Source organism: Aequorivita antarctica (assembly GCF_007997155.1).
Lineage (GTDB): Bacteria > Bacteroidota > Bacteroidia > Flavobacteriales > Flavobacteriaceae > Aequorivita > Aequorivita antarctica.
In genome coordinates this window covers 193,848-220,689 of sequence record NZ_VORT01000002.1, presented here as the reverse complement: position 1 = coordinate 220,689, position 26,842 = coordinate 193,848, and the positions used below count along the sequence as shown (strand labels likewise).

The window sequence follows — 26,842 nt, the reverse complement described above, 5'->3', positions numbered from 1 at the left end:
TGTTGTCTTCGCTTTATTGGCTGACAACAGTTTGTTTTCGCCCTAACAATCGGAGCATTTTAATATGGGCTACTATTGCAAGCCCAAAGTTTTTCTTAACATGATACTCCATACCGTATTCTTCTGCGGTTTCTGCTACAATCTTGGTCAATTTTTTATAATGCACATGGCATACATCTGGTAATATGTGGTGTTCCACTTGATAGTTCAGCCCTCCTATCATCCATGATAAAAATTTACTTTTGGGTGAAAAATTAGTGGTTGTGTTAAATTGGTGGCTGTACCAGTCGTCACTCATATCCCCTTCTTTATTGGGAAGTGGAAATTCATTTTCAGGCATAATATGGGCTACTTGAAAAACGGTACTCACCAAAAGCCCTGTTACAAAATGCATACTAAAAAAGGCTAGCAATATAATCCACCAAGCCTGCGGTACCATAATCAATGGCAACACCAATGCGTAAGTATAATAAAGTAGCTTCCAGCCTATCATAGAGCTTAACACTTTTTTGAATTCGTGTTTTTTATTGAAGAACCCCATATTTTTATAGCGTGTAAGGCGCACAAAATCTTTTGTGGTAATCCACGATATGGTAGATATCCCGTAAAAAAACCATATATAAATATGCTGAAAACGGTGGAGCCAATAGTGTTTTGCGTGGGGCGAAAACCTTAAAAAGAACGGTGCATTAATATCATCATCTGCATGCTCTATGTTTGTAAAGCTGTGGTGCAATACATTGTGCTGTACTTTCCATACCGCATCATTAGCACCTATAAGATTAAAGGTGTACCCCAAAATGGTATTTACTTTTTTATTTCTGGAATAAGACCCGTGAATAGCATCGTGCATAATGCCCATTCCTATACCAGACATGCCAAGGCCAGCTATTAAATAGGCTGTAAAAAGGGCCCATACCGATGTAATTAAACCCGTAGATAACAGAATGATTGGGACAAAAAAGAAAGAAAGCATAACCACAGTTTTCGTCACCATGTTTGCATTGGCGTTCCTACTGATGTCATTTGTTTTAAAATAGGCATTTACCCTACTCCGCAATGTCTTAGAAAAAGTGGCATTTTTTTTTCTCGAAAATTTTGGATTATGTACGCTGTTACTCATGAGTTTATTTGCTAACATGCCGAAACCAAGAATATCCCTCAAAAACAAGGGGTTTTATCATTGGTTAAAGAATGGCGCAGTGTTTAGCGAATTTATTATGAAGAAAACTTTTTGAAGATAACTATTGTTGTTAATCCTATTGGTTTTACCATAAAACGCCTGATGCACTACGACTGTTAAAGTATAGTAGAAAGCGAAGGATTAATTAAAATTCGATGGAGATTAAAAAAAGATAAGCTGACTAAATCATTGATTTCTGTAAAAGTAGACTAAAATAACGGGGCATCTCCATTTTATATGTTAAAGGATTGATTTACAAATTTATAATCAAAAACGTCATTGTTCAGAAAGACGCAACTGCCTGTATTACGCGCAGTCCAATTGAAGCAACCTGCCGTGGCAGAATTCCAATCTGGTACTAAAAGTTTCATGAGATTGCCGCGGCCTATCGACCTCGCAATGACAGTTAATAATTAAAGGATATAAATCCGAACCTTCTTCTTTTTAAGGCGACTGTTGTTCAGTTTAACTACCAATTGATTGGCAAGAGCTAGCGGTACTGCAACAAAGGCACAATCCTGTTTTAGTTCTATAGCGCCCAATTGTTCATTGGTTATGTTTCCCTGTTTGATGAATAGCCCCGCAATATCGCCTTTTGAGATTTTGTCTTTCCTCCCTCCCGAAATGAAGAGCGTTTCCCAGTATTGTGGCACTAATGGCGATGCTTGAGGAATTTCTATCGGTTCTGTTTTTTCAATAAATTCAGGCAATAGCTGGTTTTTCCACTTTAGCACATAGGCGGTACCTTTTTCATTAACCCTAGCCGTTCTGCCGTTTCTATGCGTAAATTCTACTGCCGAATGGGGCAGCTCGTAATGGATAATAAATTTTAATTCGGGAATGTCAATCCCTCTAGCCGCAAGATCGGTGGCCACCAATATCTGGCTGGTGCCATTTCTGAATTTTATAAGCGCCCGTTCCCTGTCTTTTTGCTCCATTCCGCCCGAAAAACACGCGTGGCTTATCTTGTTTTTATTTAGAAAATCACTCACAATTTCAATACTATCCCTAAAGTTGCAAAAGATTATTCCAGGTTGATTACCAAGGTAAAGCACAAGTTTCAGTAAGGTCTCCAATTTGTCTTTATCTGGTGAAATTATCGTTTTGATGGCAAGTTTTGGATCTGTCTTTTCCGATAAATAATCTAGTACCGTTGGTTTGTCTAATTTTACAAACTTAGGGATTCCAACTCCCTGTGTGGCAGATGTTAATATGCGTTTACTTACACCAGAAAGTTCACTCAATATTTCACTCATTTCGCTTTCAAAACCTATCTCTAGCGACTTGTCATATTCATCCAACACCAAGGTATTGATACTCGCTTTTGAAAAACGGTCATCGTCAAAGTGATCTAAGATTCTCCCAGGTGTACCTACTAAAATAGCAGGGGTATGCTTCAATTCTATCTTGTCCTTGCTCTTGGCCCTACCGCCATAAACTGCATTAACCTTAAAGCCGGACCCCATATTCCGAACTACTTGTTCAATCTGTATGGCAAGTTCACGCGTGGGAACAACAATCAAAGCTTGTACCTCGTGGTTATCTATATTTAAACTTTTAATTATGGGCAACAGAAAAGCCAATGTTTTCCCAGTGCCAGTTGGTGATAACAAGATGGTGTTTGCTGTCTTTTCAATTACGGCAATAGCCTCCTCCTGCATAGGGTTTAAGGCCGCAATGTTGAGTTTTGCAAGAATATCCTGTTGGTCCTTTATTTCGTTTGCCATTATTTCTGTTTCTTCTTTTTCTTTGTTGGCTTTGCGGGTGTTTCTGCTTTTGGAGGAATAATAGATGTTTGCGCAAGTTGATGTGCCAATATCTTATCCACCAACTCTTCCTTAGTCAAATGATGGAATACTGTGCTAATTTTTTCCTTAAATTCCGCTGAAATGGTTCGGTTGGGTTTTGTTTTAAAGATTTTTTTTGCCCATAAAAATGTATTGCTTTCCTCTGTGCTTTGGGCGTCTGGCTTTTTCATTTCCGTAAAAACGATCCCTAGTTCTTCTTCAAACTCTGGGATTTCAAAAACCTCCTCTTGCTGGAGTATCGTTACCGAAAGTCCTGCTGCTCCTGCCCTAGCCGTCCGACCGCTTCGGTGAACATACGTTTCATAAGTATCTGGCAAGTGATAATTGATTACATAACTGATTTCCTTAACATCCAGTCCCCGCGCGGCAAGGTCTGTGGCTACAAGTATGTCTATATTTCCTTCCCTAAACTGACCCATCACCCGATCGCGGATGGCTTGGGTAAGACTCCCGTGAATGGCGCCAGAAGAGAATTTATTAATGGCTAGATTCTTTGCCAGTTTATTGACCGCAGCTTTTGTTTTACAGAAAATAATACCCCGCTCCCCTTCCTTAGAACTTAAAAAGTGTAGCAATACCTCTAGCTTTTCAATGGGTTCCACCACCATAAATCGATGGTCTATGCCCTGATGGCCCATCGTTTCCATATTGGCTTCTATGTGTAGCACGTGCTTGCTCATATAGTTTTGAACCAATTGCTTGATGGTTCCGGGCATTGTAGCGGTAAACAGAAGCGTTCTTCTGCCTTTTGGAATTTCAGCAATAATGTTGTCCAAATCGGTTTTTAGGGCAGTAACCATTTCATCTGCCTCGTCCAGAACCAAATAGGCTACATTTTTAAGATCAATGGCATTCCGCTTTATTAAATCTACCAAACGTCCAGGTGTTGCCACCACTATGTGGGTGGCATTTTTTAAACGCTCTATCTGCGGTTTTATAGGGATACCGCCACAAAGGGAGGCAATACGTATTTCGGGACTGTGCGTGGCGAAGGCCTCTAAATTGGCGTGTATTTGCTGACCAAGTTCTCGCGTAGGTGCCAGGATGATGGCTTTAATATTGGTATTCTTAGGATCTATAAGTTGTAACAATGGCAATCCAAAGGCTGCCGTTTTCCCGCTCCCAGTTTTTGCCAAGGCCACTACATCCTTAGTTTCGGTCAAAATGAGTGGAATTGTTTTTTGTTGAATGTCTGTGGGCACTACAATGTTTAACTCTGCTAAACTTTGCTGTAATGAAGGGTTGATTCCTAAAGAGGAAAAGGTATTGGGCATAGTAAAATTTTCGGCAAAGATAGTCAGGGTTTTGGTGGAAAGGGATAAATATGTCAGGAACTTGGCGCTGTGGTCCGAGTTTTCTGTTTGGTTAATTCACAAAACCTCCGTACACTCTTTGGTAAATCAGCTATTCTATCTCGACATTGCGTCCTATGATTTAGAATAATGCTTCTACTTCAATATTTTATAGTTTATCACCAACCTCTTTGTTTGGATCAATTTTCGCCAGTCTATAAAGAAAAGGCAGAAAAGAAGCACTAAGCTTAATATTAAACTTGCAATTGATTCCCAAGAAAATGTATTCTCTATTATACTTTCAATGTTTTCTGAGGCGTATTTACCAAGATGTAATGCAATACTATCACTCGTAAATTTACCTATGATAAATGCAGGTATAATATAAATGGGTTTTATTCTGGAAATGCCCGCCCCTAAAAAAAGTGGTGTGGTGGGAAGTGGCAATAAGGAATACGCAAGAACAATCGCTTGTCCCTTCCATTTATTTTCTCTCATTTTATCGCCAAGAAACTGAATGTCGTTATTTTTTGATTCTTTTAAATACTTAGTTGCTAATAATGGAGCATATAAAAGCAAAATGTATCTACCCAAGACCGAGCCAACAACTCCTATTATAATTACTAACCACACATTCAATTCAAAAATGATCTGAAAAAACATCATTATTGTAAATGCTGGTGGGAAAGGAAAAGGGACTATATCAAATAGTAGTGCACCTAAAAAAACTAATATATATTGCCACCACATTTTATACTTTTCTTTACTAAAATTTCTATTAAACAATTACCACACAACGGTCTAAATAAACAGCCGTTTTAATAGCTCTATCATAGCCGAAAGGTAGTTAATTGCGTTGGATTCCCTTTGAATGTTCAAAGTAATTAATTTGCAAAGTCATTGCGAAAGAACAACCAAAGAAGAGACTGCCCGTAATGAGTAAAGTCGAAAGGAAGCAAATCGAATATAAACTTAATAAATCTGCCTAAAACCTCGTCATTGCGAAGGAGGCACGACTGCCTTGTACTGAGCGCAGTCGAAGTGAAGCAATCTGCCGTGGTGTAGTTTTAATCATGATGGCAAATAGCTTCCAGAGATTGCAACGCTACGCTCGCAATGACGAGTTGGTTCATGAGATTGCCTCGCTGCTTTTGCAATGAGGGTTTGAAGCAGGAGAGTGCTACCTGCGCTCACAATGAAGACAACGCATCATTTCCAATTCTCATAAGTCATTTCAAATTTAACTTCGCCCTTTCCGTGTGTTCCAATTTCTTTCCAACCCGTTTTCCTGTAAAAACTTTCAGCTCTTGTATTGGGAGCAGTTCCCAGCCAAACATTCATTTTGGTTTGTTTAAAATACCAATCCAGCATAAGCTTTTGCAATTGTTTTCCTATTCCCTGTTTGTCATAGCTTGGATGTACAAATAGCGCCCAAATATTGTTTTCTTGTAAGTCCACTATCGAAAAGCCAACTATCTTAGTGTCTATTTCACATACCCATCCTTTTCCTCTTTTTGTTATAAACTCCAAACAATCCTCGTCTGTAACTAAAGCAGGGTTAGACAGTGTATTTTCGGTTACAGCATTTCTTACTATTTGAATTTTCTTTATGTCCGCCGCTAATGCTTTTCTAAAAATCATTTTTTCTATAAGTTTTTAGTATTACTTTTCCAAAACAACATGCAGTACATTATCTATAAGGTGGGCCTGAAACCCAACCAACAATTGATTGCCGTGTTCCCTTGGTTATAGGGGTAACCCGATGCATAATAAATGATGGGAAAATTATTACAGTCCCCTTCTCTCTTGGGGCATTTACTATGTTCTGATTAATCATAAACTGTAAATCTCCTCCTTCATAATCATTTGGATCTGATAACTGAATGGTCATACTTAGCTTACGCGCTGAAATTTCTCCCGCACCGAAATCTAAGTGCCATTCAAAAAAATCGCCTGTTGAATATCTTGTAAGCTGCAACTCCTGGTGAAAGCCCAATAAATCAAACCAATATCTTTCATTATTACAATTAACAGCAAGCCCTGCCAGCTTATTATAAATCCAATCATTGTCTTTGCTGTTTTCAATAAACATTACAGAACTTTTCCTTAACTCATCTCTATACTCACTTTCTCCAGCTACAGTTGCTTTTATTGTTTTGTCATCATCCCAAAAGCTTAGTATGTTATCTATTTCATGGGGGAGAAATAATCCTTGATAGTATACGTATTCTGCAAAGTTGTGTTTGAGTGGAAGACCAAATGAATAGTTTATTGACATAAAATAAAATGTTTCTATAAAAATTTAAAATTAGGGTATTATTAATAAGTTGTAAGCTAAAAGATAAGGTATTGTATTCTACATCTTTTCTAAGCTAGTTCTATCCCATTTAGAAGTTTTGGTTGCTGCTATATAAGTTGTTTGTAAAAAGTCGTGCAAGTTTTTTTCTGGATTATCTGAGGTTTGTACATCTTCATATTTTAAGAAAAACTCCCCCATTTCGGGGCTGTAGAATGCCTCTTTCGGCAAAACCTTCTGCTCTCCAAAACGCGCATCACTGGGGTATGCATAGGCATAAAAAACAGGGATAGGCGAATCTTTAGAGCCAGGCCAAAACCCGGCACTGCAGACCTCTTGTGAGTAAGCTTCCTGCATTACGTCCAAAGGCATATTGGGCATGCCGCCTTGATGAAGCGGCGCGGGTTTTCCTGAAAATCGAGTAACAGCCAAGTCAAATGCGCCCCAAAATAGGTGTACCGGACTCGCCTTTCCTATAAACTCACTTCTGAATTCAAGAAAAACGGCATTCACTTTAACCATAGCTCTCCAAAGTGCATTCGCCACCTCTGGATTGTAGGCCTTGTTAATCACGTTCTCTGCGAATGGAATTGCTGGCTCCATTTCATTTGGACTTGCGTGAATTCTAATTGCTAGTCCAATGCTTGCTAACTTTTCAAAAAGCTCTTCATAAAAACTTGCCACAGTTCTGGGTTTTAAGTCCATCGTCACCGTTTCGGCATTGGAACATTGAATAAGCAGTTTATGCGTTTTAAAGTTAAAATCTATTTGGAATATTCGCCCTTCAAAGGAAATTGCATTGGTTGAATAGCCTGTGGGGGTTATATAAAGCGTGGTATGCCAAGAATGATTTTGCCACGGCATCGTCTTTAAACGTATTTTTCCAACAATTTGAATCCATTGGTGCAGTGTTTCAATGGTGTCTTGCATTTCTGCAAAATTTAAAACTGGCCAGTTCTTTTCATTTCCCATTTTTACAATCTTTAATAATACATATGTCTATAAATCCAAGCTTTAGTTTTTTATAATTATGCTTTCAAAAATATAAAACCCAAGAACACATAAACTGTTCGTGGGTTTCAAATTAAATTATTGAATAAAGTGCTAAGCATCAAACCAAATATAGTAATAATAGTTAGGCATTTAACTTATCTTTTTCTAAGATTTTAACAATTACAGATTACACTGGTGATGCTCGAGGGTATTTTTATAAACTAAATGTTTACTACTACAAAAGATAGTTTTGCACGCTTCTTTCCTGGCTCGTTGAAGTGTTTGATTAAAGTAATTCTATTCGTAGTACCCGTTTTTTTATCGCTTACATGGTTTATATCTCCACCATGAGTCTCTGCAACAATTTGTGCTAAAATCAAACCCATTCCCAACTTACAGAAACTGATATTTTATAGTTTTAGATTCTGTTGTAAAAGAAAACAGGAAGTAAAGAACTTCCTGTTTTGCTTTTAATTTTTGGTTTTGGTTTTTCTAGGTTTATCACCTGGCAATCCTTTTTCGTTAATTGCCATTGCGGTACAAACTCCGTCCTCTATTTTTAATAAAAAATCAACCGAATTACTACTGCCAGCAACTGATTCTTGACTAACTGAACCATCATTCCAAGTCCACTCTATCTTCAATTTACAGTCTCCGTTTGGGCAATCCCCTGTTGGTATTACACAATCACCATCTTCAACCGAAAATACTGTTGTATTACCAGCACATCTTTTTGTAAAACTTATATCTTGCATACTAACTTTTCCTACACCACCATCAGATCGTCCTACTGTCCATGAATCTTCATTTGTTATATTACTTGATACTTCTTTAGCCAACAGAGGTGTACTTTTGTCTATTTTTTTTTCTATGCGAACTGGTTCATGCATTCTTTTTCCCGTTGCCATTCCACTCGTCGCATCTCTTGGGCTTTTTACTTCCGTAACAGAATTATCTAAAGAATTTACACTGTATTCTGACATTGCTTTATAGTAATCGTAACCTTTCTTTCCTGATGCCTGATTAACCGTAACATCTATTGGTGCTTTTGCATCATATTCAAACATAATAGAAAATCCCGTTTCTGTGGGGTTTACTCGGCACTTAACATTTTTTTTTAAGTCATATCCTGCCGATTTTGCAGCTACTTCTTGTGCAACTAAATGACTCGAGATACTTGTAATAGCAACTAGGGCTATTGTAATGATTTTTGTTTTCATAATTTCTAAGGTTTAAATTATTTAATTTTCTGGTAATGAGCTCGATACAATCAAAAATTATGCCCTATTCATCATTAAATAATAATTATAAATTATAAAAAAAGAAGATTAAAATTCTAAATGAATTTGCCCTTCTTATTGCTTTATATAGTCAGGTGCGTAAACAAATCTGCGTTGCCATTCAAGTATTGACAAGTGAACGAACAACTATTTTATTTGAAATAGTTACAAGCTTAGTGGAGGAGCGCTAGCTGGGGGTTGAAAATTAATGAAGACAACAGTTGTTTTTTACCTCAGGTCTTTGCTACTGCTGTTTTTCCAAAGCTCAGTTTATTAGTTCCCATTATTAAAAGCCACAAACAGATTCCAATTTCACCAAGGGGTGCTGGCATTCCCGTTATGTCAGATAAAATCGTTGTGTGGAAACCTGAATATAGAAAACCTCCAAAAAAGTTTATTAAATACCCAAAGCAACCCGCCATTAAAAAAATACCAAGGAGCTTTGGAAGGAACCCTGATTTATACACTAAATAGCCAAACGGGAACAACCAAAGACCCCAAAATACTTGTAAAACTGTTAGTCCAGTGCTATAATTTTCAAGCTGTAACATCACTTGGGTTTGAAGGTTGCTTTCTCCAAGTTTTTCTAAATATTCTGGTTTCGTAATAAGGGTTAAAACTGAAAATTTGTTTAGAAAGTTTACAAAAGAAATAGGTACGCTTAGTAAAGCAAATAACACCATTAGGCTTGCGTGGGTTTTATTTACTTCGTGTAAAAGTCTGTACAAAGCCAAGGGTAAAAATATAAAAATGACAGAAGAGATGATACCAACTATAATTTCCAGTCGAAACAACCATTCAGAATTTCGTATGTTAGCTACTGTTGTTGTTGCGCTCTCGCCTATTAATTGAGAAGGAATGTACACAAGATAAATCATTCCGGTTATCACTAGCAGTAAATATAACAACCCCGCTACCCTAGCTTTCTTATTTCTTGATTTCATACTGATGCATCTTGATTTTTTGGCCACTTAAAGGCATTCCAAACAATTAAAAAAGTAAGGATACTTTCTAAAAATGCCATAAAAGCATAAAAGCCATACCACTCGGTCATTGAGTTAATTCCTATAAAGAGCATCATTAACGTAAATAATATCCCAAATACTATATTGAGGATTCTATTCAAGCTTGGTTTGAGGAGAACAGATGCCGCAACCATTACCGAGGGAATCGCTAAAATTAGGGTTGCTATCAATAATTTGGTGGGACTGTCCAATATATTTTCACCCGTAAGTAAACCATTTATTTTCCCTGGGGTGTACAGTTCAAAATAGTCTCCATATAAGTAGCAGAAGGTTACGGAGGCCCATAAGGCAGCAAGTTTTATTTTGATGTTTACTTTTTGGTTTTCCAACATAACGCAGTTCAATTTTGAGTGTCTCTAATTATAAAGACGCAAAACCGCTGCAAATAGTTGCCTAGGTTTTTATTAGTAAATTGTTTTCAGCTTGTGGCTCCCATTTTTAGTTCAACTATATATAAACATACATACTTGACGTTGCCCATTGCGAACCATCGCTTTTATCTATTCCTATTTGACTTGGAGATGCAGTTGGCAGTCCTTTTATTATAATCTTATCATTATTTAGCAAATCGAACCTATACTTACCATAATTAGACAACGGAATTAATACATTACTTGTCATTAAAAGTGCTTTTGTTCCATTTGGCAAAACAGCATCAATAGGATCGCTGAATTGAATCCCAGCATCACTGGCTATTCGTAAACCATCTAGAGGCTGTGAATTAGTATTGATGAAATAATAGTACCACTGTGTGGCTCTTACGGTAAACGAAATAACAAAGGGAATTGGGGCATCATTGGTTGCTAAAGCCAGTATATCATCAAAGGCGATATGTAATTTGCCAAGAAGGTTACTATCCTCCCTTTCATTCAAGCTTGGATGGAGTATTGTTTGGTTTCCAACGGTTTCATTTTGGGTGTCTGCGCTAGAAAAAGACAAGGAAACCATCCTGTCTAAGGGAAGGTCTGTGTAATTATAAAACAAGGGGTCTTGAACAGTAATATCAAAATCAAAGGCCGTGATACCGAAGGTGTTGTTAAGTTGCGTTAAATAGGAAGAAACAGTTTCATCTGTAGGGGCAAATAATTGAAAGCCATTTGCTGTCTGTTTTAGCACGATGCCCATTTGCCCAATAATCTCTTTAAAATGACCAGCGGGAGTAAAATTTAAACCACGCATAAGGGTGTTCTCAAAATAGGAATGAAAAACCTGTACAGAACAAATAGGTTTATAAGTAATTTGATTCATTGGATTTTGGTTTAAGGCATTAGAAGATTCAAGAAGTGGGTAGCTGCTTTTTTCAATTATTCAACATTCCTTTTAAGGCCGTATTCTTGTTCCGCAAATCAATACCACCTTCATACACTGCTTTTAAGTTGACAAGGAAAAACGACCATCCGGAATCGCAGCCCAGCCTAATTCCTCTTTTTGATTGGTTATCTGTTGGAATATTACTTTGTGTTAATTCCACAAGTACATCATCCTGATCTTGAGTAAGTTTAACTTCTACAAGGCAGTCTCCAGCAAAAGTGAATTGCAACAGGTCTATCCCATTGGCTTCTATAATCTTTCCCGATTCTACAGTATCATACAAATACCAAGACCAGTGATAGCTGCTATTTTTTTCAATGTTTTTGTCCTTTGGTATTTGTTTGCCCGCTGCATTCTCAAATACAGCTTTGCTCAAAAACCATTTTTCAATTTCCTGAGGGATGGTCCAAGCGTTGTATATTTCTGAAATACTTGCCTTAACAGCAATTTTCTTTGTGAAGGTTTTCCAATTGTAATCGTCCATAGTTCGTTCTGTTTTTCAGCTTGTTGGCAATAGGCGTATGTAAAAGAATTTTATGTAGTATATAAAAACCCAAGAACACAAACCGTTCTTGGGTTTTAGTTATAAAGGGGAGAATATATCTTTGTTTTAAACCAAATATAGTAAAAAATGCTATTTTTTTAAACTGTTTATTAAAGATTTTGAAGGTTATAATCAGGACTTTATCTGTAACGAGGAAGAAAACAGTTGTTTTAAATTCATTTTTATGTCTTTGTCTCATCCTAAAAAAAGCCTAAACCAAAACTAAGTTTTTCTACCAACTAGTTCATAAAAAACGGCATTCTTGTTGGGTCGTATAGACCACACGAATGCCGTGCTTATTAGCTGTATTAATTTTAATGTTTTTCTAGCTTTCCAAGAATGCTTTCAACAGCGGTTTTTATTTTTTCAATAGCACCTGTTAAGGCGAGATCTATGCTGTCTGCTTGATTAGTGACAGCGATGGGCTGTCTGCCTTCAAGTCTGGCTTCTAATAAACAGGAAATAGCATTAAATCCATCCTTTTTTCCATTTTCATCTTTTAAGTGAACCTCTACTCTAGTAATATGAGATTCAAACCGCTGTAAGGCTTCCTCAATTTGAGAAGTAAAAAAATCTTCCGTTCTTTTTTCTCCAGAAATAGTCTTATCTGTATTTATTTGTATTGTCATTTTAGAATCGTTTTTTATTGTTCTTTTTTATAAGTTTCTATGATGCCATCTAAGGAGTCTAAATACCCCTTTAGTTTTTTGTTGTTTGTTCCATTTTTCGTGTCCGATAGAAATGTTTTGGATACTTCGGTCATATCATCAATCAATTCTGGATACTCCTCATGAATTTTTAAGGTGGTCAATCGGATATTTTCAATAATTTTATTTTGAGATTCCATTGTCTATATGTTTCAAAAAATTAAAGCAGCTTTAAAGTAAGCTTGCTTTTAATAAATTCTATTTTAAGCCTGTAAGGCATTTTGTTTGACGTTTCTTTTTTGAACTTTTTTGGTGAGCTAAAGATTACCGTGTGCAGCTAATGTGCTTTGTGTTGCCTTCTGTTGGTTACTCTCTAAAAGTTTAAGCAATAATCATTTTTTGTTTTGTTGTTTTTTTATTGTTGTTTTATCAATCGCAAAGTGGTTGGTTAGTTGGTTAACATTTCCAGTTGGATTTGTTGGATTAGTCTGTTCTGTTGTTCTTCTAAATTTCAATCTATCTTCAATAATTCCCATATTTATGGTTTTTAAATGTACATTGACAGTATACGGCTCTAATACTAAAACATTGCCAATACTGTCTTAAAACCAAGAACTTAAATCTTGCAGTACCGTAACCATTACCATAAACTTGCAACCTACGTTTTAGCTATTTTTTTTATTTGAAGAGATGGCTGTAACATCTCAACGTTGCCGTTTTGACACACAGCTGTTTAGAAATATATAGCAGTGCTACGGATTATGCTGGAGAAATGGACTGCTACAGGATGTGGTAGTTTTTCAGTATTTTGAATGATAGTTTGGAATACTACTAATTTTGGATTGCCATGCGATACAATCGCGTGGGAGCGGGGGGCAATAAAACACTCGCAACAGTGATGGTAAATAAACTATATAGATTATAGTCCTTCGTTTTTAGTATTAGCTGCTGGTTTTTCAGTTGAGGTAATACAATCAATTTTCCATTGCTCACCGTATTTTTTATAGATTGCCGTCCAAGCAAAATGTGTGTTTTCTTGAACAGTATCTCCCATTTGATCTTTATAAGTTAAAGTCACAATTTTATCAACTATTGTATAAGCCATACTTCCATCGTCTGAAAACTTAATTATGGGTTCAGCTACATCATCCCATTTAATAAATACTACTGATGAGAAATAGTTATTGTACCGAGAAATCGTTTCTTCTTTTGTAGGAATACTAATCATTCCTTTATTTACAGCTATAAAATTATCAGAAAACTGGTTTGCAAATGAAATTGAATCTTTATTAAAATGATAATCCCTTTGGGCATCATGCAATTCTAAAATCTTCTTTTTCGCTTCTGATTCATCAAATTCTTTTTTACAAGATGCAGAGATAAAAAGAATTAAAATGAATGGAATCATTTTTTTCATACTTTTGATTTTAGCTATGATAGGCTTGTAGTTCATTCTATTTAAAAACAGCTTTATCACCATATTGGGTTATAGCATCAAATTTTGACTTAATCCCTTCGTATTTATCCTGTTGTTTCTGTGCTTTGTAAAGCTTCATTTGGCCCCAATAGGCTATAGCACTATTAGGGTGTTTGTCAAGTATTTTTTCGTAACAAGATTCCGCTTTTTCAAACTCCCCTTTTTTAATGTACGCAGCAGCTAAACTTAATAAGGTCGGCCTTGGATAATATGGAGGTTCTGAATAGCCTAAATCTTTCTCCATTTTAACAGCTTTTTCGAGCGTAGGGATCCCTTTTTCATAGTCGTTTTCAGCAACCAGAATATTCCCTTCTAATTCAACTGAAGTAACGCGCAGTGTTTTCAATTGAAATTCATTTAACTTTTCTTTGTCCTCTTCCAATATGGAGTTTCTCCAAAATAATGCGTCTAGTTGGTCTAATTTTATTTTGGCTGTGCTAACATCATTCTTTGCTAAAGCTTGCATTCCTGAAGAAAAAAGAGTGAGCGCTGTTTTATAATCCATCGCGGCCCTTCCATACAAGGTGTCTTTGTCTGTTATTGCTTCAAATTTTTCAACCGCTTTGTCCCAAAAACCAAAACGCATCTCCATAATTGGAGGGGTAATTATTCCTTGATAAAAGTAGGCTCCGCGGTGCATGTCAACCCTGTCTGCAACGGCAACCATTTTTTCAAGTTTTTTTGCGTAGTAAAGTCCCTCTTTATAGCGACCGTCTTGCGCGCAATTGGCTAACAAATAATTAAGGTTATGTATGTAATTCCAATTATCAATCTCTTTAATATTTTGATCGGCCATATAGGTGGAGTCTACTTTCATAGCCATAATGAATTGATCATGTGCCTTTTTGTAATCGCCCAATTTATAATATATATGTCCTGGCATATGAACAATGTGACCTGATTCTGGTGCTAAAGCTGCCAACTTATCTGCGCTCGCAATGGCTTCTTCAGGGCAACAGTTTTCCATTTGGTGAATCCAGTAATGATGCACCCCATGATTTTCTGGGTTCGAAATAAGAAGATCTCGCAATAAATATTCACTATAAATGGTTCCTTTCTTAGGGTCCATGTGCTCATCGTATCCAGACATATTAAACAATGCCAAGAAAAGTTTTGCATCTACATCATCAGGATATTGATGTACGATATTTTCTAACTGTTTTAAATACCCTTCCGGATTTTCAGTTTCAACAAAATCTAAAATTCCTTTGCTATAAATTGCTTCATATCCTTCCGCAGTTTCACTTAGCGCTTTAAGCTTTTCTGTAGCCTTTTCTTTTTCTGCATCAAACTCTTCATTATCGATAAATAAAATTGTGTGAAGAATACCCCAATAAGGCATCACTGCAGTAGAGTCAATTCGAATAGCCTCCTTAAAGGATCTATAGGCCTCAAAGTCCCAGAAACAGTGCAACTGACTAACGCCTTGGCTAAAATATTTTTGCGCCAGTTCTGACGAAGTTTTTATTTTTAATGTTGAAGACCCCACACCACTCATAAGTTTTGGCGCAGGCAGGTTTTCAATATAATTTACACCACTTCTACATGCCATCACATGATTTATTTCTTTACCATGGTCACTGTGATCATGTTGCGCAAAGACCGGGTTTATTATAATCAGTAATAAAATAAATAGTACTTTTTTTGTCATGATAGCTGGTTTATGGTTCGTTTTTGGTTAGCCTAACACTCCGATTTACAGTGTGTTTATGAATTTTAAAAATAGTAAAATTTAGTCAGGTATTTTCATTGCCAAACAAAGCTTACCAAATTACTTTTTACAATTTGGTTGGGGTGTTACGTATATACGATACTTTTCCTATAATTATATAACCAACAAACTTTTCAAACCTCTTACTTCGTCTTTCGTACTTCGTACCTCATTCTACTCTTCTAACCAAAATGTCCATCCACAAACGTAAAGCACTCTTTTAAAAGGTCTCAATATTATACGCAAGCCTGAACAAAAAAACAAAGCCGCTTAAAGCGGCTTATATATATTCGGTTTTTAAATAGTATGGGGTTGTACTAATGTGTTACCGTTTTTAGCGATAGGCTTTGTATTAATCGGCTTTGTTCCATTCTAGACATACATTGGCTACTGAAGGATGCACTTCCTTATTCAGCATGCTCATAAATTCTTCATCTTTCATTTCGACCTGATGTTTTTTCAAACACTTATGTTTCAAAAGTTTTATCAGTCGTTACTCTCAGCTTGCTTTTTTCTAAAAGTGTAATTAAATCCAACCATTAATAAATCTGTTGTCATGTCATAAGACACTTCGCTTCCAGGGATAGCTCCGTATGGAGGATAGTTTTGAATGAAATTTGGATTTAATAATTGACCAGATGTTTTTCCACCACTATCGCCATGATGGTAAACAGCATTTAAGTTAAGTTTATCTGTAACTTCATAAGTAAATCCTATTTGGAAGGCATTTTTAATAATAGCTGTTGCTGGTATATTAAAAAATGTAACTTCATCACTTATAGGGTTTGAACTGTATGTGTAACCAATACGAACAGGTAATCTATTTATTCCCTTGTATTGAACACCTGCAGAAATCACTGAAACATTTTGCCATCCAAAGCCACTTACTGATGCCGTTGGAGTCCAACCTGTTGTAGAAAAACCATCTGTGTTTTCATAATCTATTAACCTATAATCTAAAGCAATATCAAAATCAGATTTTGAATACCCTAAACCAATGGAATAAATAGCTGGATAGTCCATATTAAATTTATTAGTACCAGTTGAATTATCTAAATACGTATTGTCGAATTCAAAGTCACTAAAAGATTGTGGCGTTTTATAGGATACTCCTGCTTTAAATCCAGAGTTAGAATCATAAAATAAACCTATTTGCCCTCCAAAACCTGTTGCTGTAGCTTTATCTGTTGATGGATAACCTGCTTGTGTTGGATTTGCAGTTGGATTTGGCATAAGCTCCAGCGTAGCATAATTAAAAGTGGGTTCAACACCAATAGAAAGATTGTCGCTTAGTTCATAAGCCCAAGTAAAGCCAATTTGCAATAAAATATAGTCAGATTCAATACCGCCAAATCCCCCCATACTCTGAGGCATATTAATAGGATTAGTCATACTTTCGGGAAATGTGACTCCAAATCCACTGATGCCGAATGCAGACGCCCCAAAAGTGTGTTTGCTATTCTCTTTTCCCCAAACCACTGCCAAAGCCGGCATAGGAGAAAGACCTCTATCATCCTTAGTTTCTCCAGAAAAGAAATTACCTGTAGGTTGCCCCATAGTGTCAAATTCTGGTACTGTTGAATATAAGGTAGGTGATGAGGAGAATAGTCCAATATCAAAACTTGCTATCGTTCCATCAAAAGTAGAAATTGAAGCAGGATTCCATTGTAAAGCACCTGATATATCTAATGGTTGTCCTGTTGCAGCACCACCCATTGACATATTAACCGACCCTACACCTTGCATAATGTGACCAGTTTGAGCCATAGCTGAAACTGAAAAAAGCACGTACAATAATTTTAAGAAAAATGGTTTCATAATTATTTGGTTTGCTGTAATATTTGAGTTTAATTTTTCAAAAACTACATGGTTATTATCTTATTTAAACACTATAAAGGTATTTGGATATTAATTATTTAAATATGACAAAAGTCACGAGCCCTTTTAAAAATATTTACGATTTCCATACTTTCTTTCATTGTTTAAGCATTATTCAATATATAAATTAGCAGATCTTTTAGCTTATCTGCCCAAAATTGATTTTTATCATAAAAAGAGTAAATCTAACGTCTTAACTTTGTCACAAATAAATGAATTATGAAAAATTTAGTCATTCTAGGAGCAGGTACCTCGGGTACCATGATGGCCAATCATTTAGTTTCTAAACTTGATAAAAAGGATTGGAACATCACTATAGTAGATCAATATAAAACACATTACTACCAACCCGGTTTTTTGTTTTTACCCTTTGATATTTACACAGAAGATCAAGTAAAAAAAGTTGGTAAAAAATTCATTCCCAAAGGCGTGAACTATATTCAGAAGAAAATTGAACAAATTTTCCCGAAGGAAAACAAAGTTGAATTGGAAGACGAAACGTTACAATATGACATTTTAATTGTTGCAACGGGCTGTAAAATTGCACCACAAGAAACTGAAGGAATGAAGGGGGAAAATTGGCATAAAACCGTATTCGATTTTTATACCTATGAAGGTTCCTTGGCTCTGCGAAACAAACTACGAGACTGGAAAGGCGGTAAAATGGTTGTTCACTTTACCGAAATGCCTATTAAATGCCCTGTAGCACCGCTAGAGTTTGTTTTTTTAGCTGATTCTTATTTTACAAAAAAAGGAATGAGAGACAAAGTTGACCTAACCTATGTTACTCCGCTTGGAGGTGCATTTACCAAACCTAAAGCAACAGCAGCTCTAAGCCATTTAATGAAAGAGAAAAACATTAAGGTTGTTACAGACTTCAATATTGAAAGAGTTGATAATGAGAAAAATCAAATTGTTGATTATGGCGATACCACTGTTGACTTTGATTTACTTGTTACGGTACCAACCAATATGGGCGATGAAGTTATTGAACGCTCTGGAATGGGAGACGATTTAAATTATGTTCCTACGCATCATACCACATTGCAATCGCTTGATAATGAAAACGTATTTGTAATCGGTGATGCTACTAATGTTCCGGCATCTAAAGCTGGTTCTGTTGCCCATTTTGCATCAGAAACTTTAACTGATAACATTTTATTATATATAGCAGGTAAACCTTTAAAAGAAGAGTTTGATGGTCATGCAAACTGTTTTATTGAAACCGGCAATAACAAAGCATTGTTGATTGATTTCAATTACAAATATGAACCATTAGAAGGTACTTTTCCAATTGCTGGTATTGGCCCTCTAAAGCTTTTAAAAGAAAGTATTTTCAATCATTGGGGTAAATTAGCCTTTAGGTGGATTTATTGGAATATGCTTTTAAAGGGAATACCTATACCAATGGTAAGTAGAAATATGAGTTTAAAAGGAAAAAAAATTAATTAAAAACAATTATTATGGATTTAAACATAGCAGGAAGTAGATTAGATGTTACAGAAGATGGTTATTTAACAGATCTATCTCAATGGAACAAGGAAATAGCTAAAGAAATAGCTAAAGAGAACAATATTGAATTAACTGATAAGCACTGGGAAGTACTTAATTGGATTCAAGAACAAGTTAAAAGCGACGTTGCCTTATCTATAAGAGGTATTAAAAAAAGTGGGATAATAGATATCAAGGAATTTTACAATCTGTTCCCTGGTGGACCATTAAAAATATCAACTAAAATAGCCGGTGTACCAAAACCAAAGAGCTGTATTTAATAAAATAAAAGCAAAACATTATGAGCACAAAAGTTAGAAAAATGCTTTTCATATTATCGAAAGCAACGATTGAGAATGCCTATGCAGCCTTCATAATGGCAAATGGCGCACGCATGGAGGGCATAGAGTCTGAAATATTTTTTACGTTTTTTGGTTTGGAGGTAATTCAAAAGAAAAAACTAGCGCATTTGCATGTAGCAACGGTTGGTAATCCTGCTATGCACATACCTACCATGTTGGGAGGCTTACCCGGTATGGAAGCCATGGCAACCAAAATGATGAAGAAAGAAATGGAGAAACTGGATATGCCACCCATTGGCGAATTTTTAGAGATTCTTTCCGATTCTGGCTGTAAGCTATGGGGATGCAAGTTGGCTGTGGATATGTTTCACCTTGAAAGAGAAGATCTAATTGATGAACTAGATGGCATCTTAACCATTGGTGATTTCTACAATAGAGCCGATGAAGAGGGCTGCCAGCTGCTGTTTATTTAATAAACTTATATAAATCGTCATTGCGAAGGAGCGACCATAGGAGCGACTGAAGCAATCTGCCGAGGTGTAGTTTCAATCATGATAACAAGTAGCTTCATGAGATTGACACGACCTATCGGCCTCGCAATGACGAGTCTGCACATCATTCCAAACGTCATTGCGAAGGAGCGACTGAAGCAATCTGCCGTGGTGTAGTTTTAATCATGATGGCAAGTAGCTTCATGAGATTGACACGCTGCGCTCGCAATGACCCCTCGACTCCGCTCGGGGCAGGCTATTTTGAATCATTAAATTGTTTTGCTGCGCTCGCAATTACGGTTCTGTACAACAATTATCTTGAAGGAGAACGTTTTAATCAAACCACGCTACCTTTCCGTTTTCAACGTCATAAATGGCGCCTACTATTTTTATTTCGCCATTATCCTCCATTTCTTTAAGGATAGGGCTGTTTTTCCTGATATTAGCAATAGTGTTATGCACATTGCTTTCGCAAACCAATTCTACGTATTCAGCGTTAGATGAATTCTTTTCACCTTTGTAGTCTACCATTGCAATTGCAGGTTTTATTTTTTGAAGCATTGCTGTAATATTACCCAGCTTAACGTCATCAACAGCCGCTCTTATGGCCCCACAACTATGGTGACCCATTACTAAAATAAGCTTTGCCCCAGAAACTTTACATCCATATTCCATACTCCCAAGCATATCTTCATTGGAGAAATTACCGGCTACACGAGCTACAAATAGGTCGCCTATACCTCTATCGAATACTTTTTCAACAGGAACCCGACTGTCTAGACACGATAGTATTACCGCCTCAGGATACTGACCACCAGCGCTATTTATAACTTGCTTCGATTTGTTTCTTGGGGTTAGGTTATTGCTGGCAAACCGCTCGTTTCCTTCTTTAAAGGATTGTATTACACCATCTGGAGTTAGCAGGGATTGCTCTTCTTTGGTCATAACTTCTTCAACTCCACCATCAGTTACCTCCTCAACGATTACCTCTTGAGGTGCTTCTGGTTTCTCTGATTTTTGTTCTTGTTTACAGGCTGTAAAGGCCAAAAATGCAAAGGCAATTACTGAAATTTTTAAGGTACTGTTCATGATTGGTTGGTTTAGGAAATAGTTGTTTAAGATAATTGGTTATTGATTTAAAACAGTGAAGATAAGGTATTAATGTATGGCATTTTTTATTCACTTTAGAGTAGCGTTTTGAGATTAACGCTATTGAATCTTCGATTTGCCACACTTCGCTCCCAATTACAATTTAAATTAATAAAGAACCCCCTAAAACTATTTATGCAAATAGTTTTAGGGGGTATATCTGAGTTCTTAACTCTTGGCTCTTGTCTCTTTATTTAAGCGAAGCCATATCAATCACAAAACGATACTTCACATCTGCTTTTACCACGCGGTCATAAGCGGTGTTTATATCTTTGATGTCTATAAGTTCAATATCTGAAACAATATTGTGTTTGCCACAGAAATCCAGCATTTCCTGAGTTTCTTTAATACCGCCAATCAACGACCCAGCAATACGCTTGCGACCCATAATAATCCCGCCACCATGGAAGGGTTCTAAAGGCTCTACAGCGCCAACTAGCACCATTGTGGCATCAACTTTTAAAAGGCCTATATATGGATCCATCTTGTGCCCTACGGGTATGGTGTTCAAAATAAAGTCAAAAGTGCCTTGGTGTTTCGCCACTTCCTCTTCGTTTTTGCTGATAAGTACTTCGTGGGCCCCTAGTTTTTTAGCATCCTCCGCTTTTGAAGGCGAAGTGGTAATCATCACTACATTCGCACCCAAAGCATGGGCAAATTTAACCCCCATATGGCCCAGACCGCCAAGGCCAATAACGCCTACTTTATCTCCTTTTTTTACTTTCCAATGGCTAAGTGGCGACCAAGTGGTAATACCAGCACATAGCAAAGGTGCTGCACCAGCTTCGTCAAGATTTTTTGGGATATTGAGAACAAACTCTTTGTCCACTACTACGCTGGTGGAATAGCCACCAAAGGTTTGCTGTCCTTTTAGGTGTTTGTCTTCACTGTTATAAGTGAAAGTTGCACCTTTTTCGCAGAATTGTTCCAAATCATTTTTGCATTGGGCACATTCTTGGCAGGAATCTACCATACAGCCTACTCCTACTACATCGCCCTCTTTAAAGTTTTTTACGTTTTTGCCAACGGCGGTAACATGACCAATAATTTCGTGCCCAGGAACCACTGGATATTTTGAGCCGCCCCATTCGTTGCGCGCGGTGTGGATATCGCTATGGCATACACCACAGTATGTGATGTCTAATTTAACATCGTCATCGCCCACTTCCCTGCGCTTTATGTCCATTGGTTTTAAGTTGTCTTTTTCGTTTTGTACGCCGTATGCTTTTGTGCTTGTAGCCATTGAATTTTTAATTTATGTGTTTATTGAATTTGCCTGATTGGGAAAGAAATCCAGCATCAGTTTTTTTGAATTATGTAAAGGTATCTATACTGGTGTAGATAAGAGGTTAAGGACGTGTTAATAGAATTATTAATGAATAATTAATAATGGTTGTTTGTTTCAGCTAACCTTTTATGGTTTTTACATTTTCCTGTAAACCTAATAACTGCAGCAGGATACTGGGAAAGTATGGTTTCATTATTTTTTTGGCTAATATTTAAGGAATATAAGTTAAGTTGACGCTTTAAAATAGATTATATTCACATTATTAACAATTAAAAATTAAAAAAATGGGAGACATTTTATGGATTATTGTAGTCTTGCTTGTAATAGGCTGGCTCGGCGGATTTTTTCTATTTCCTGCAGTAGGTGGGCTTATTCACCTTTTACTGGTAATTGCAGTAATATTGATAATTTACAAATTACTTACCGGCAGAAAGGTTTAATCTTTTAACCTCTAATTTTTACAAAGGCTTCTAAGTTTATTTTTAGAAGCTTTTTTATTGGCTCTATCTAATTATTCACCGATACTACTGATTCTTTTCAAAACTTTTCAATAAAAAGATTTAGTCCAAAACACAATATTCCAACATCAGTAATTATTATCCCTTCTTCATTTTAAAACTTTACTTTTAAAATAAATAAAGTAAAACACCAAGCTATTCGTCTTCCCTATTATAAGGCCATTTAAAACCTCCATGAAGGACCAAAAAGAAATTCTTGTTACCGATTCCATTCAGCAATTTGGCGGGAAACTGTTTGGGTTTATTCGAAAACGGGTCCGGAATGAAGAGGATGCTGAAGATATCCTGCAAGACGTTTGGTATCAACTGAGCAATTTTGCGAATGTAGCCGATTTGGAGAATGTGGGCGCTTGGCTTTATAGAGTAGCACGGAACCGTGTGACTGACCGTTATCGAAAAAAAACAACAGACTCATTGGAAGACTATGTTTACGAAAATAATGAGGATGAAAATGGGTTGATTAAGGAATTGTTGTTATTGGACGACACTAATAACCCCGAGTTAGAATTGTTTAAGGAAAACTTTTGGGACGAATTGATGGAAGCTTTGGCAGAGCTTCCAGAAAAACAACGGGAAGTTTTTATATGGAACGAAATTGAAGATTTAACACTTCAGCAAATCGCTGACAATACTGGCGAAAAAATTAAAACAATTATAAGCCGAAAAGGCTATGCCGTAAAACATTTACGCACAAAATTAAATCACTTATACAAAGAATTAAACCTATAATATTATGAAAAGAAATGCTTTTAATCGAAATGGAAAAAAATTCTGCGGAGGCTTATTCTTCTTCTTGCTGTTGTTTTTGCTTCCCTTTGCAATACAAGCCTTGTGGAACGGGATCTTGCCAGAGATAATGAATGTGTCCACAATAACATATTGGCAAGCAATGGGGCTGTTTGTTCTTAGTCGTATTCTCTTTGGTGGCTTTGTAGGAGGCAAACACTGTGGAAGCAAAAAACGTCACTTTGGAAAAGCGGGCTTTAAAGAGAAATTTATGAATATGACCGATGAAGAAAAAGCAGCTTTTAAAGAACGATGGAAAGATCGCTGTGGCAATAACAACAAATGCTAAATATCATTGTGAAGCTTTCAGAAATATTAATATCGTCAGTTTATCCGGTCGAGCGAAATGCTTTATTGAGCTTAGTTTACCCTGAGCGTAGTCGAAGGGTCGAAGTATCAAGACATTTTTAATACTAAAAAAACAAAAAAATATAAAGTAAAAACCCTGCCAATTCGTCTTCAATCTTAGAAAGGCTAAAATCGGGCCCAATGTTTTCAATACTAACAAAATAATATAATACTATGTTCGAACTTGCCACCCTAGAAAAAAGAACAAACCCTTTTATTGGACAACCCCAAGTATTGGTTTTTGGAAGCAATATTGACAGCACACTAAAAGCCAAAGTTGTTCAGGAACAATTGGCATACCTTTCGGGAGTTGTTGATATAAGTGTTGACCTAGAGGACTGGGAACATGTATTAAGAGTGGAATGTAGTTCCGAAACAGTGCCAGAATTGGTAGTTGCAAAAGTGTTGAGTATGGGGTTTAGATGTTATGAATTATAGCAAGTAATAAATCACCTCACAACTCACTACCCAATACTCAATACTCAATCCTCACTACTAAACCAAATATGTTTTATAGTGATTTTAAAGCCTAGGATCACCTTTTTTTATCTTTCCTGAAAATCGGGGTACTGTAATGGAAGTCTTCGTGGTATTGATAAAATAGACTCCAGTTAAAAGCACTGCCGCCGCAATAATGGATTGTGTGGTAATCTGTTCATTTAAAATAAACCAGCCCAAGAAGAGCGCAATAATGGGGTTTACAAGCGTTGAGGTGGCTACTTTGTCTGGCGAAACAGTTTTCAGTAAATAGTTGAAAGAGGTAAACGCCACAATGCTTCCAAAGATAATTAACAACACCATACTCAATTGCACGTGTTGCCCCCACTGGGTTGGCGCAGTCCATGTTTCGCCAAAAAGCAAACTGGCCAATGCAAGCGTAATTCCGGCAGTGAACATTTGGTAGCCTGTGTTGACGAAGAAGTTTTTAGGAAGGTCCGCTTTGCCAACAAAAAGGCTGCCATAGGCCCAACTGAGCATACAGCCAAAAATCATCAACATTCCCATTAAAGTATCTTCGTTGGCGATAATTTGTTTTTGGCCAACGAGCAGAAAAATACCTAAGATTCCTAAACCTACGCCTACCAAAGACATTGTTTTAATCTTCTTGCCTTGCAATAACCGCATCAGTAATAAAACTACCAATGGCTGTGCGGAAATCTCCAAGGCGGCGAAACCGCTATCTACATATTTTAGTGCCCACACGATAATTCCATTCCCAAAGGAAAGGAACAAGATACCTACTATAAAAGCATTTATAAGCTGTTTACGGGTAATAGCGAGACTTTTACCCATAGCCTTGGCAATAATAAAGATAAGTAGCCCAGCAGTCGTGAAACGGATAGATGCCAAAAAGAAAGGTGGTAATTCTCCAACCGCAACTTTATTTAGCATATAGGTGGAGCCCCAAATAACGTAAATGGAGAAGAACGCGAGAATTATTAGTAAAGGCTTTTTAGTTTCTCGTTTCAATTTATTGTTTATTATTATTAAATTTTTGATTTATGACCACTCTTATCCTTCGAAACTTTTTCAGCCTAGATGGAGAACCCTAACTCTTACTTTCCCCTTTTATTCTTTTTAAAATTTTTGTCCCCTCTGGTTTTTGGTTTTTTGTATTTAAGTTTTATAATTCGCTTGTAGGAGCCACCTTGATTTTCCTTTCGGTTTTTTTCTTTCTTTTCGTGAAAGGCGGGCCCTGCTTCTTCTTCATTGGTAGGGTTGTTTATTTCTATAACTTGTGGCTGCTCATCGTAAGTGAGTTGTGTTGCTATTTCTAAATCTTTGGGAAGATCTATTTCCTCAATCTTTAAACCCATCAAAGTTTCAATGGCTTCTTTGGCATCTTTTTCCTTTTCGGTGTAAAGCAAGATTGCGGTTCCCTCCTGTTCCGCCCTTCCAGTTCTACCAATGCGGTGCATATAGTTTTCTGGGAACACGGGGGTATCAAAATTAATTACGTGGCTAATTCTATCCAAATCCAATCCACGCGCCATAACATCTGTAGTTACAAGGATGCGGGTTTTTTCAGAATTAAAATTTTCAATGGAACGGATTCTGTAATTCTGGGTTTTGTTTGAATGGATTACGGCAACCTCGCTTCCGAAGCAATCATCCAAAAGATCAAAAACCATATCGGCACTTTTCTTATTAGGAACAAAAACAAGCGTTTTTCTGAATTGTTTTTCGTCTTTTAAAATGTGAAGCAATAGATTGACTTTCGTATAAAAATTTGGAACAGCATAAGTGTATTGCGAAATGTTTTCCAATGGCGTTCCACTAACCGCAACAGAAACTGTTGTGGGCGCAATGAAGAAGTCGTGGATAAAAGCATTTACCTCATCCGTCATAGTTGCAGAAAACATAATGTTCTGCCGCTTGTCTGGGAGCAGTTCCAAAATGTTGGTAAGCTGAAAGCGGAAACCGAGATCGAGCATCACATCTACTTCATCAATCACCACTTTTTTAATGGTTTTTAACTGAATGGCTCTGCTGATAATCAAATCATACAAGCGTCCCGGGGTAGCAACAATGATGTCAGTTCCCTGGGCAACGGCTTCTTTTTGGTTGTTGATGTTTGTGCCACCATAGATTCCTACAACGCGTACGGAGGAATATTTTCCAAACTTTTCAATTTCTTCAACTACTTGCAGAACCAGTTCGCGTGTTGGCACCAAAACCATCACTCGTGGATGTACTTGCTTTGAAAACTTCAAATCCTGAAGAATTGGGAGCATATACGCAAAGGTTTTTCCTGTTCCCGTTTGTGCAATCCCCACCATATCGGCACCAGACATTATTACCGAAAACGACTGTGCCTGTATGGGCGTGGGTGTTTCAAAACCCAAGTCGGCAATGGCATACTGCAGTTGTTTGGAAATATTAAGTTCGTTGAATGATTCCATGCTTTTTTTATTTCCTGCAAAAGTAGCGTTTCAAGCCCAATAACGCACATTTATGTACTTATTGATTCTTCGAGGCTTTATATTATAATTATATCTGCCGCACGGCTTCCTATATAGTAAA

The 26,842-nt window shown here is 36.8% G+C and carries 29 protein-coding genes; 7 read left to right on the top strand and 22 right to left on the bottom strand.

Features of this window, described 5'->3' with window-relative positions:
* Nucleotides 1–13: 13 nt before the first annotated feature.
* From ESU54_RS03625 to ESU54_RS03545, 18 genes are all read right to left on the bottom strand, one after another.
* A complete protein-coding gene (locus ESU54_RS03625; RefSeq protein ID WP_111843975.1) occupies nucleotides 14–1,123 on the bottom strand; it encodes a fatty acid desaturase family protein in 1,110 nt (369 codons plus the stop codon).
* 473 nt (nucleotides 1,124–1,596) lie between these two features.
* Complete coding sequence (locus tag ESU54_RS03620) at nucleotides 1,597–2,910, bottom strand: DEAD/DEAH box helicase (RefSeq protein WP_111843784.1); 1,314 nt, start codon at nucleotides 2,908–2,910, stop codon at nucleotides 1,597–1,599.
* Nucleotides 2,910–4,265: a DEAD/DEAH box helicase gene (locus tag ESU54_RS03615; RefSeq protein ID WP_111843783.1), complete on the bottom strand. Its 1,356-nt coding sequence runs from the start codon at nucleotides 4,263–4,265 to the stop codon at nucleotides 2,910–2,912. The genes ESU54_RS03620 and ESU54_RS03615 overlap by 1 nt, the downstream gene beginning before the upstream one ends.
* Before the next feature lie 174 nt (nucleotides 4,266–4,439).
* Nucleotides 4,440–5,069 carry a hypothetical protein gene (locus tag ESU54_RS03610; protein WP_235004547.1) on the bottom strand — a complete coding sequence of 210 codons (630 nt, stop codon included), beginning with the start codon at nucleotides 5,067–5,069 and terminating at the stop codon, nucleotides 4,440–4,442.
* Nucleotides 5,070–5,492: 423 nt separating this feature from the next.
* Nucleotides 5,493–5,924, bottom strand: coding sequence for a GNAT family N-acetyltransferase (locus ESU54_RS03605; RefSeq protein ID WP_111843781.1), 432 nt, complete (start codon nucleotides 5,922–5,924; stop codon nucleotides 5,493–5,495).
* Between the two features lie 49 nt (nucleotides 5,925–5,973).
* Nucleotides 5,974–6,561, bottom strand: coding sequence for a 2OG-Fe(II) oxygenase (locus tag ESU54_RS03600; RefSeq protein ID WP_111843780.1), 588 nt, complete (start codon nucleotides 6,559–6,561; stop codon nucleotides 5,974–5,976).
* Nucleotides 6,562–6,639: 78 nt separating this feature from the next.
* Entirely contained in the window at nucleotides 6,640–7,551 is a 912-nt protein-coding gene (locus ESU54_RS03595; RefSeq protein ID WP_111843779.1) for a DUF5996 family protein, read from the bottom strand.
* 491 nt (nucleotides 7,552–8,042) lie between these two features.
* Entirely contained in the window at nucleotides 8,043–8,792 is a 750-nt protein-coding gene (locus ESU54_RS03590) for a type VI secretion system tube protein Hcp (protein ID WP_111843777.1), read from the bottom strand.
* 293 nt (nucleotides 8,793–9,085) lie between these two features.
* Complete coding sequence (locus ESU54_RS03585) at nucleotides 9,086–9,823, bottom strand: DUF4386 domain-containing protein (RefSeq protein ID WP_235004546.1); 738 nt, start codon at nucleotides 9,821–9,823, stop codon at nucleotides 9,086–9,088.
* On the bottom strand, nucleotides 9,793–10,209 hold the full coding sequence (locus tag ESU54_RS03580) for a DUF6326 family protein (RefSeq protein WP_111843775.1): 417 nt from the start codon (nucleotides 10,207–10,209) through the stop codon (nucleotides 9,793–9,795). The genes ESU54_RS03585 and ESU54_RS03580 overlap by 31 nt, the downstream gene beginning before the upstream one ends.
* A 115-nt stretch (nucleotides 10,210–10,324) precedes the next feature.
* Complete coding sequence (locus ESU54_RS03575) at nucleotides 10,325–11,125, bottom strand: hypothetical protein (protein ID WP_111843774.1); 801 nt, start codon at nucleotides 11,123–11,125, stop codon at nucleotides 10,325–10,327.
* Between the two features lie 52 nt (nucleotides 11,126–11,177).
* Nucleotides 11,178–11,672, bottom strand: a complete 495-nt coding sequence (locus tag ESU54_RS03570) for an SRPBCC family protein (RefSeq protein WP_111843773.1) — start codon at nucleotides 11,670–11,672, stop codon at nucleotides 11,178–11,180.
* A gap of 374 nt (nucleotides 11,673–12,046) precedes the next feature.
* Nucleotides 12,047–12,361 (bottom strand): HPF/RaiA family ribosome-associated protein, encoded by a 315-nt coding sequence (locus tag ESU54_RS03565; RefSeq protein ID WP_111843771.1) that lies wholly within the window; start codon nucleotides 12,359–12,361, stop codon nucleotides 12,047–12,049.
* A 14-nt stretch (nucleotides 12,362–12,375) separates the two neighbouring features.
* On the bottom strand, nucleotides 12,376–12,579 hold the full coding sequence (locus ESU54_RS03560) for a hypothetical protein (RefSeq protein WP_111843770.1): 204 nt from the start codon (nucleotides 12,577–12,579) through the stop codon (nucleotides 12,376–12,378).
* Nucleotides 12,580–12,771: 192 nt separating this feature from the next.
* Entirely contained in the window at nucleotides 12,772–12,915 is a 144-nt protein-coding gene (locus ESU54_RS17770) for a hypothetical protein (protein WP_170253256.1), read from the bottom strand.
* 383 nt (nucleotides 12,916–13,298) lie between these two features.
* Nucleotides 13,299–13,796, bottom strand: a complete 498-nt coding sequence (locus ESU54_RS03555; RefSeq protein WP_146743971.1) for a nuclear transport factor 2 family protein — start codon at nucleotides 13,794–13,796, stop codon at nucleotides 13,299–13,301.
* Nucleotides 13,797–13,833: 37 nt separating this feature from the next.
* Nucleotides 13,834–15,507, bottom strand: coding sequence for a tetratricopeptide repeat protein (locus ESU54_RS03550; RefSeq protein WP_111843768.1), 1,674 nt, complete (start codon nucleotides 15,505–15,507; stop codon nucleotides 13,834–13,836).
* 546 nt (nucleotides 15,508–16,053) lie between these two features.
* Nucleotides 16,054–17,385, bottom strand: a complete 1,332-nt coding sequence (locus ESU54_RS03545) for an OmpP1/FadL family transporter (RefSeq protein WP_111843767.1) — start codon at nucleotides 17,383–17,385, stop codon at nucleotides 16,054–16,056.
* A 279-nt stretch (nucleotides 17,386–17,664) separates the two neighbouring features.
* Between ESU54_RS03545 and sqr the strand changes: the two genes are divergently transcribed.
* Genes sqr through ESU54_RS03530 form a run of 3 tightly spaced genes read left to right on the top strand, consistent with a single transcriptional unit; the run spans nucleotide 17,665 to nucleotide 19,711 of the window.
* Nucleotides 17,665–18,897: a type III sulfide quinone reductase, selenoprotein subtype gene (gene sqr, locus ESU54_RS03540; protein WP_111843766.1), complete on the top strand. Its 1,233-nt coding sequence runs from the start codon at nucleotides 17,665–17,667 to the stop codon at nucleotides 18,895–18,897.
* 11 nt (nucleotides 18,898–18,908) lie between these two features.
* Nucleotides 18,909–19,217 carry a TusE/DsrC/DsvC family sulfur relay protein gene (locus tag ESU54_RS03535; RefSeq protein WP_111843765.1) on the top strand — a complete coding sequence of 103 codons (309 nt, stop codon included), beginning with the start codon at nucleotides 18,909–18,911 and terminating at the stop codon, nucleotides 19,215–19,217.
* Between the two features lie 20 nt (nucleotides 19,218–19,237).
* Nucleotides 19,238–19,711, top strand: coding sequence for a DsrE/DsrF/DrsH-like family protein (locus tag ESU54_RS03530; RefSeq protein WP_111843764.1), 474 nt, complete (start codon nucleotides 19,238–19,240; stop codon nucleotides 19,709–19,711).
* 351 nt (nucleotides 19,712–20,062) lie between these two features.
* Here ESU54_RS03530 and ESU54_RS03525 read toward each other — a convergent pair whose 3' ends face one another.
* Both ESU54_RS03525 and ESU54_RS03520 read right to left on the bottom strand, forming a co-directional pair.
* Entirely contained in the window at nucleotides 20,063–20,818 is a 756-nt protein-coding gene (locus tag ESU54_RS03525) for a carbonic anhydrase family protein (RefSeq protein ID WP_111843763.1), read from the bottom strand.
* A 250-nt stretch (nucleotides 20,819–21,068) separates the two neighbouring features.
* On the bottom strand, nucleotides 21,069–22,121 hold the full coding sequence (locus ESU54_RS03520; protein WP_111843762.1) for an NAD(P)-dependent alcohol dehydrogenase: 1,053 nt from the start codon (nucleotides 22,119–22,121) through the stop codon (nucleotides 21,069–21,071).
* Between the two features lie 329 nt (nucleotides 22,122–22,450).
* Here ESU54_RS03520 and ESU54_RS03515 point away from each other — a divergent pair, with 329 nt between their 5' ends.
* The 4 genes from ESU54_RS03515 to ESU54_RS03500 all read left to right on the top strand — a co-directional run bounded on the left by ESU54_RS03515 (nucleotide 22,451) and on the right by ESU54_RS03500 (nucleotide 24,256).
* On the top strand, nucleotides 22,451–22,606 hold the full coding sequence (locus tag ESU54_RS03515) for a lmo0937 family membrane protein (protein WP_111843761.1): 156 nt from the start codon (nucleotides 22,451–22,453) through the stop codon (nucleotides 22,604–22,606).
* Nucleotides 22,607–22,858: 252 nt separating this feature from the next.
* Nucleotides 22,859–23,413 (top strand): RNA polymerase sigma factor, encoded by a 555-nt coding sequence (locus ESU54_RS03510; protein ID WP_111843760.1) that lies wholly within the window; start codon nucleotides 22,859–22,861, stop codon nucleotides 23,411–23,413.
* A gap of 4 nt (nucleotides 23,414–23,417) precedes the next feature.
* The gene (locus tag ESU54_RS03505) at nucleotides 23,418–23,759 is read left to right on the top strand and encodes a hypothetical protein (protein ID WP_235004545.1); all 342 of its coding nucleotides are present in this window, start codon (nucleotides 23,418–23,420) and stop codon (nucleotides 23,757–23,759) included.
* A 233-nt stretch (nucleotides 23,760–23,992) separates the two neighbouring features.
* Nucleotides 23,993–24,256, top strand: a complete 264-nt coding sequence (locus tag ESU54_RS03500) for a hypothetical protein (protein ID WP_111843759.1) — start codon at nucleotides 23,993–23,995, stop codon at nucleotides 24,254–24,256.
* A gap of 84 nt (nucleotides 24,257–24,340) precedes the next feature.
* Here ESU54_RS03500 and ESU54_RS03495 read toward each other — a convergent pair whose 3' ends face one another.
* Nucleotides 24,341–25,288 carry an EamA family transporter gene (locus tag ESU54_RS03495; RefSeq protein WP_111843758.1) on the bottom strand — a complete coding sequence of 316 codons (948 nt, stop codon included), beginning with the start codon at nucleotides 25,286–25,288 and terminating at the stop codon, nucleotides 24,341–24,343.
* An 86-nt stretch (nucleotides 25,289–25,374) separates the two neighbouring features.
* Nucleotides 25,375–26,721, bottom strand: a complete 1,347-nt coding sequence (locus tag ESU54_RS03490; protein ID WP_111843757.1) for a DEAD/DEAH box helicase — start codon at nucleotides 26,719–26,721, stop codon at nucleotides 25,375–25,377.
* Between the last annotated feature and the right edge of the window lie 121 nt (nucleotides 26,722–26,842).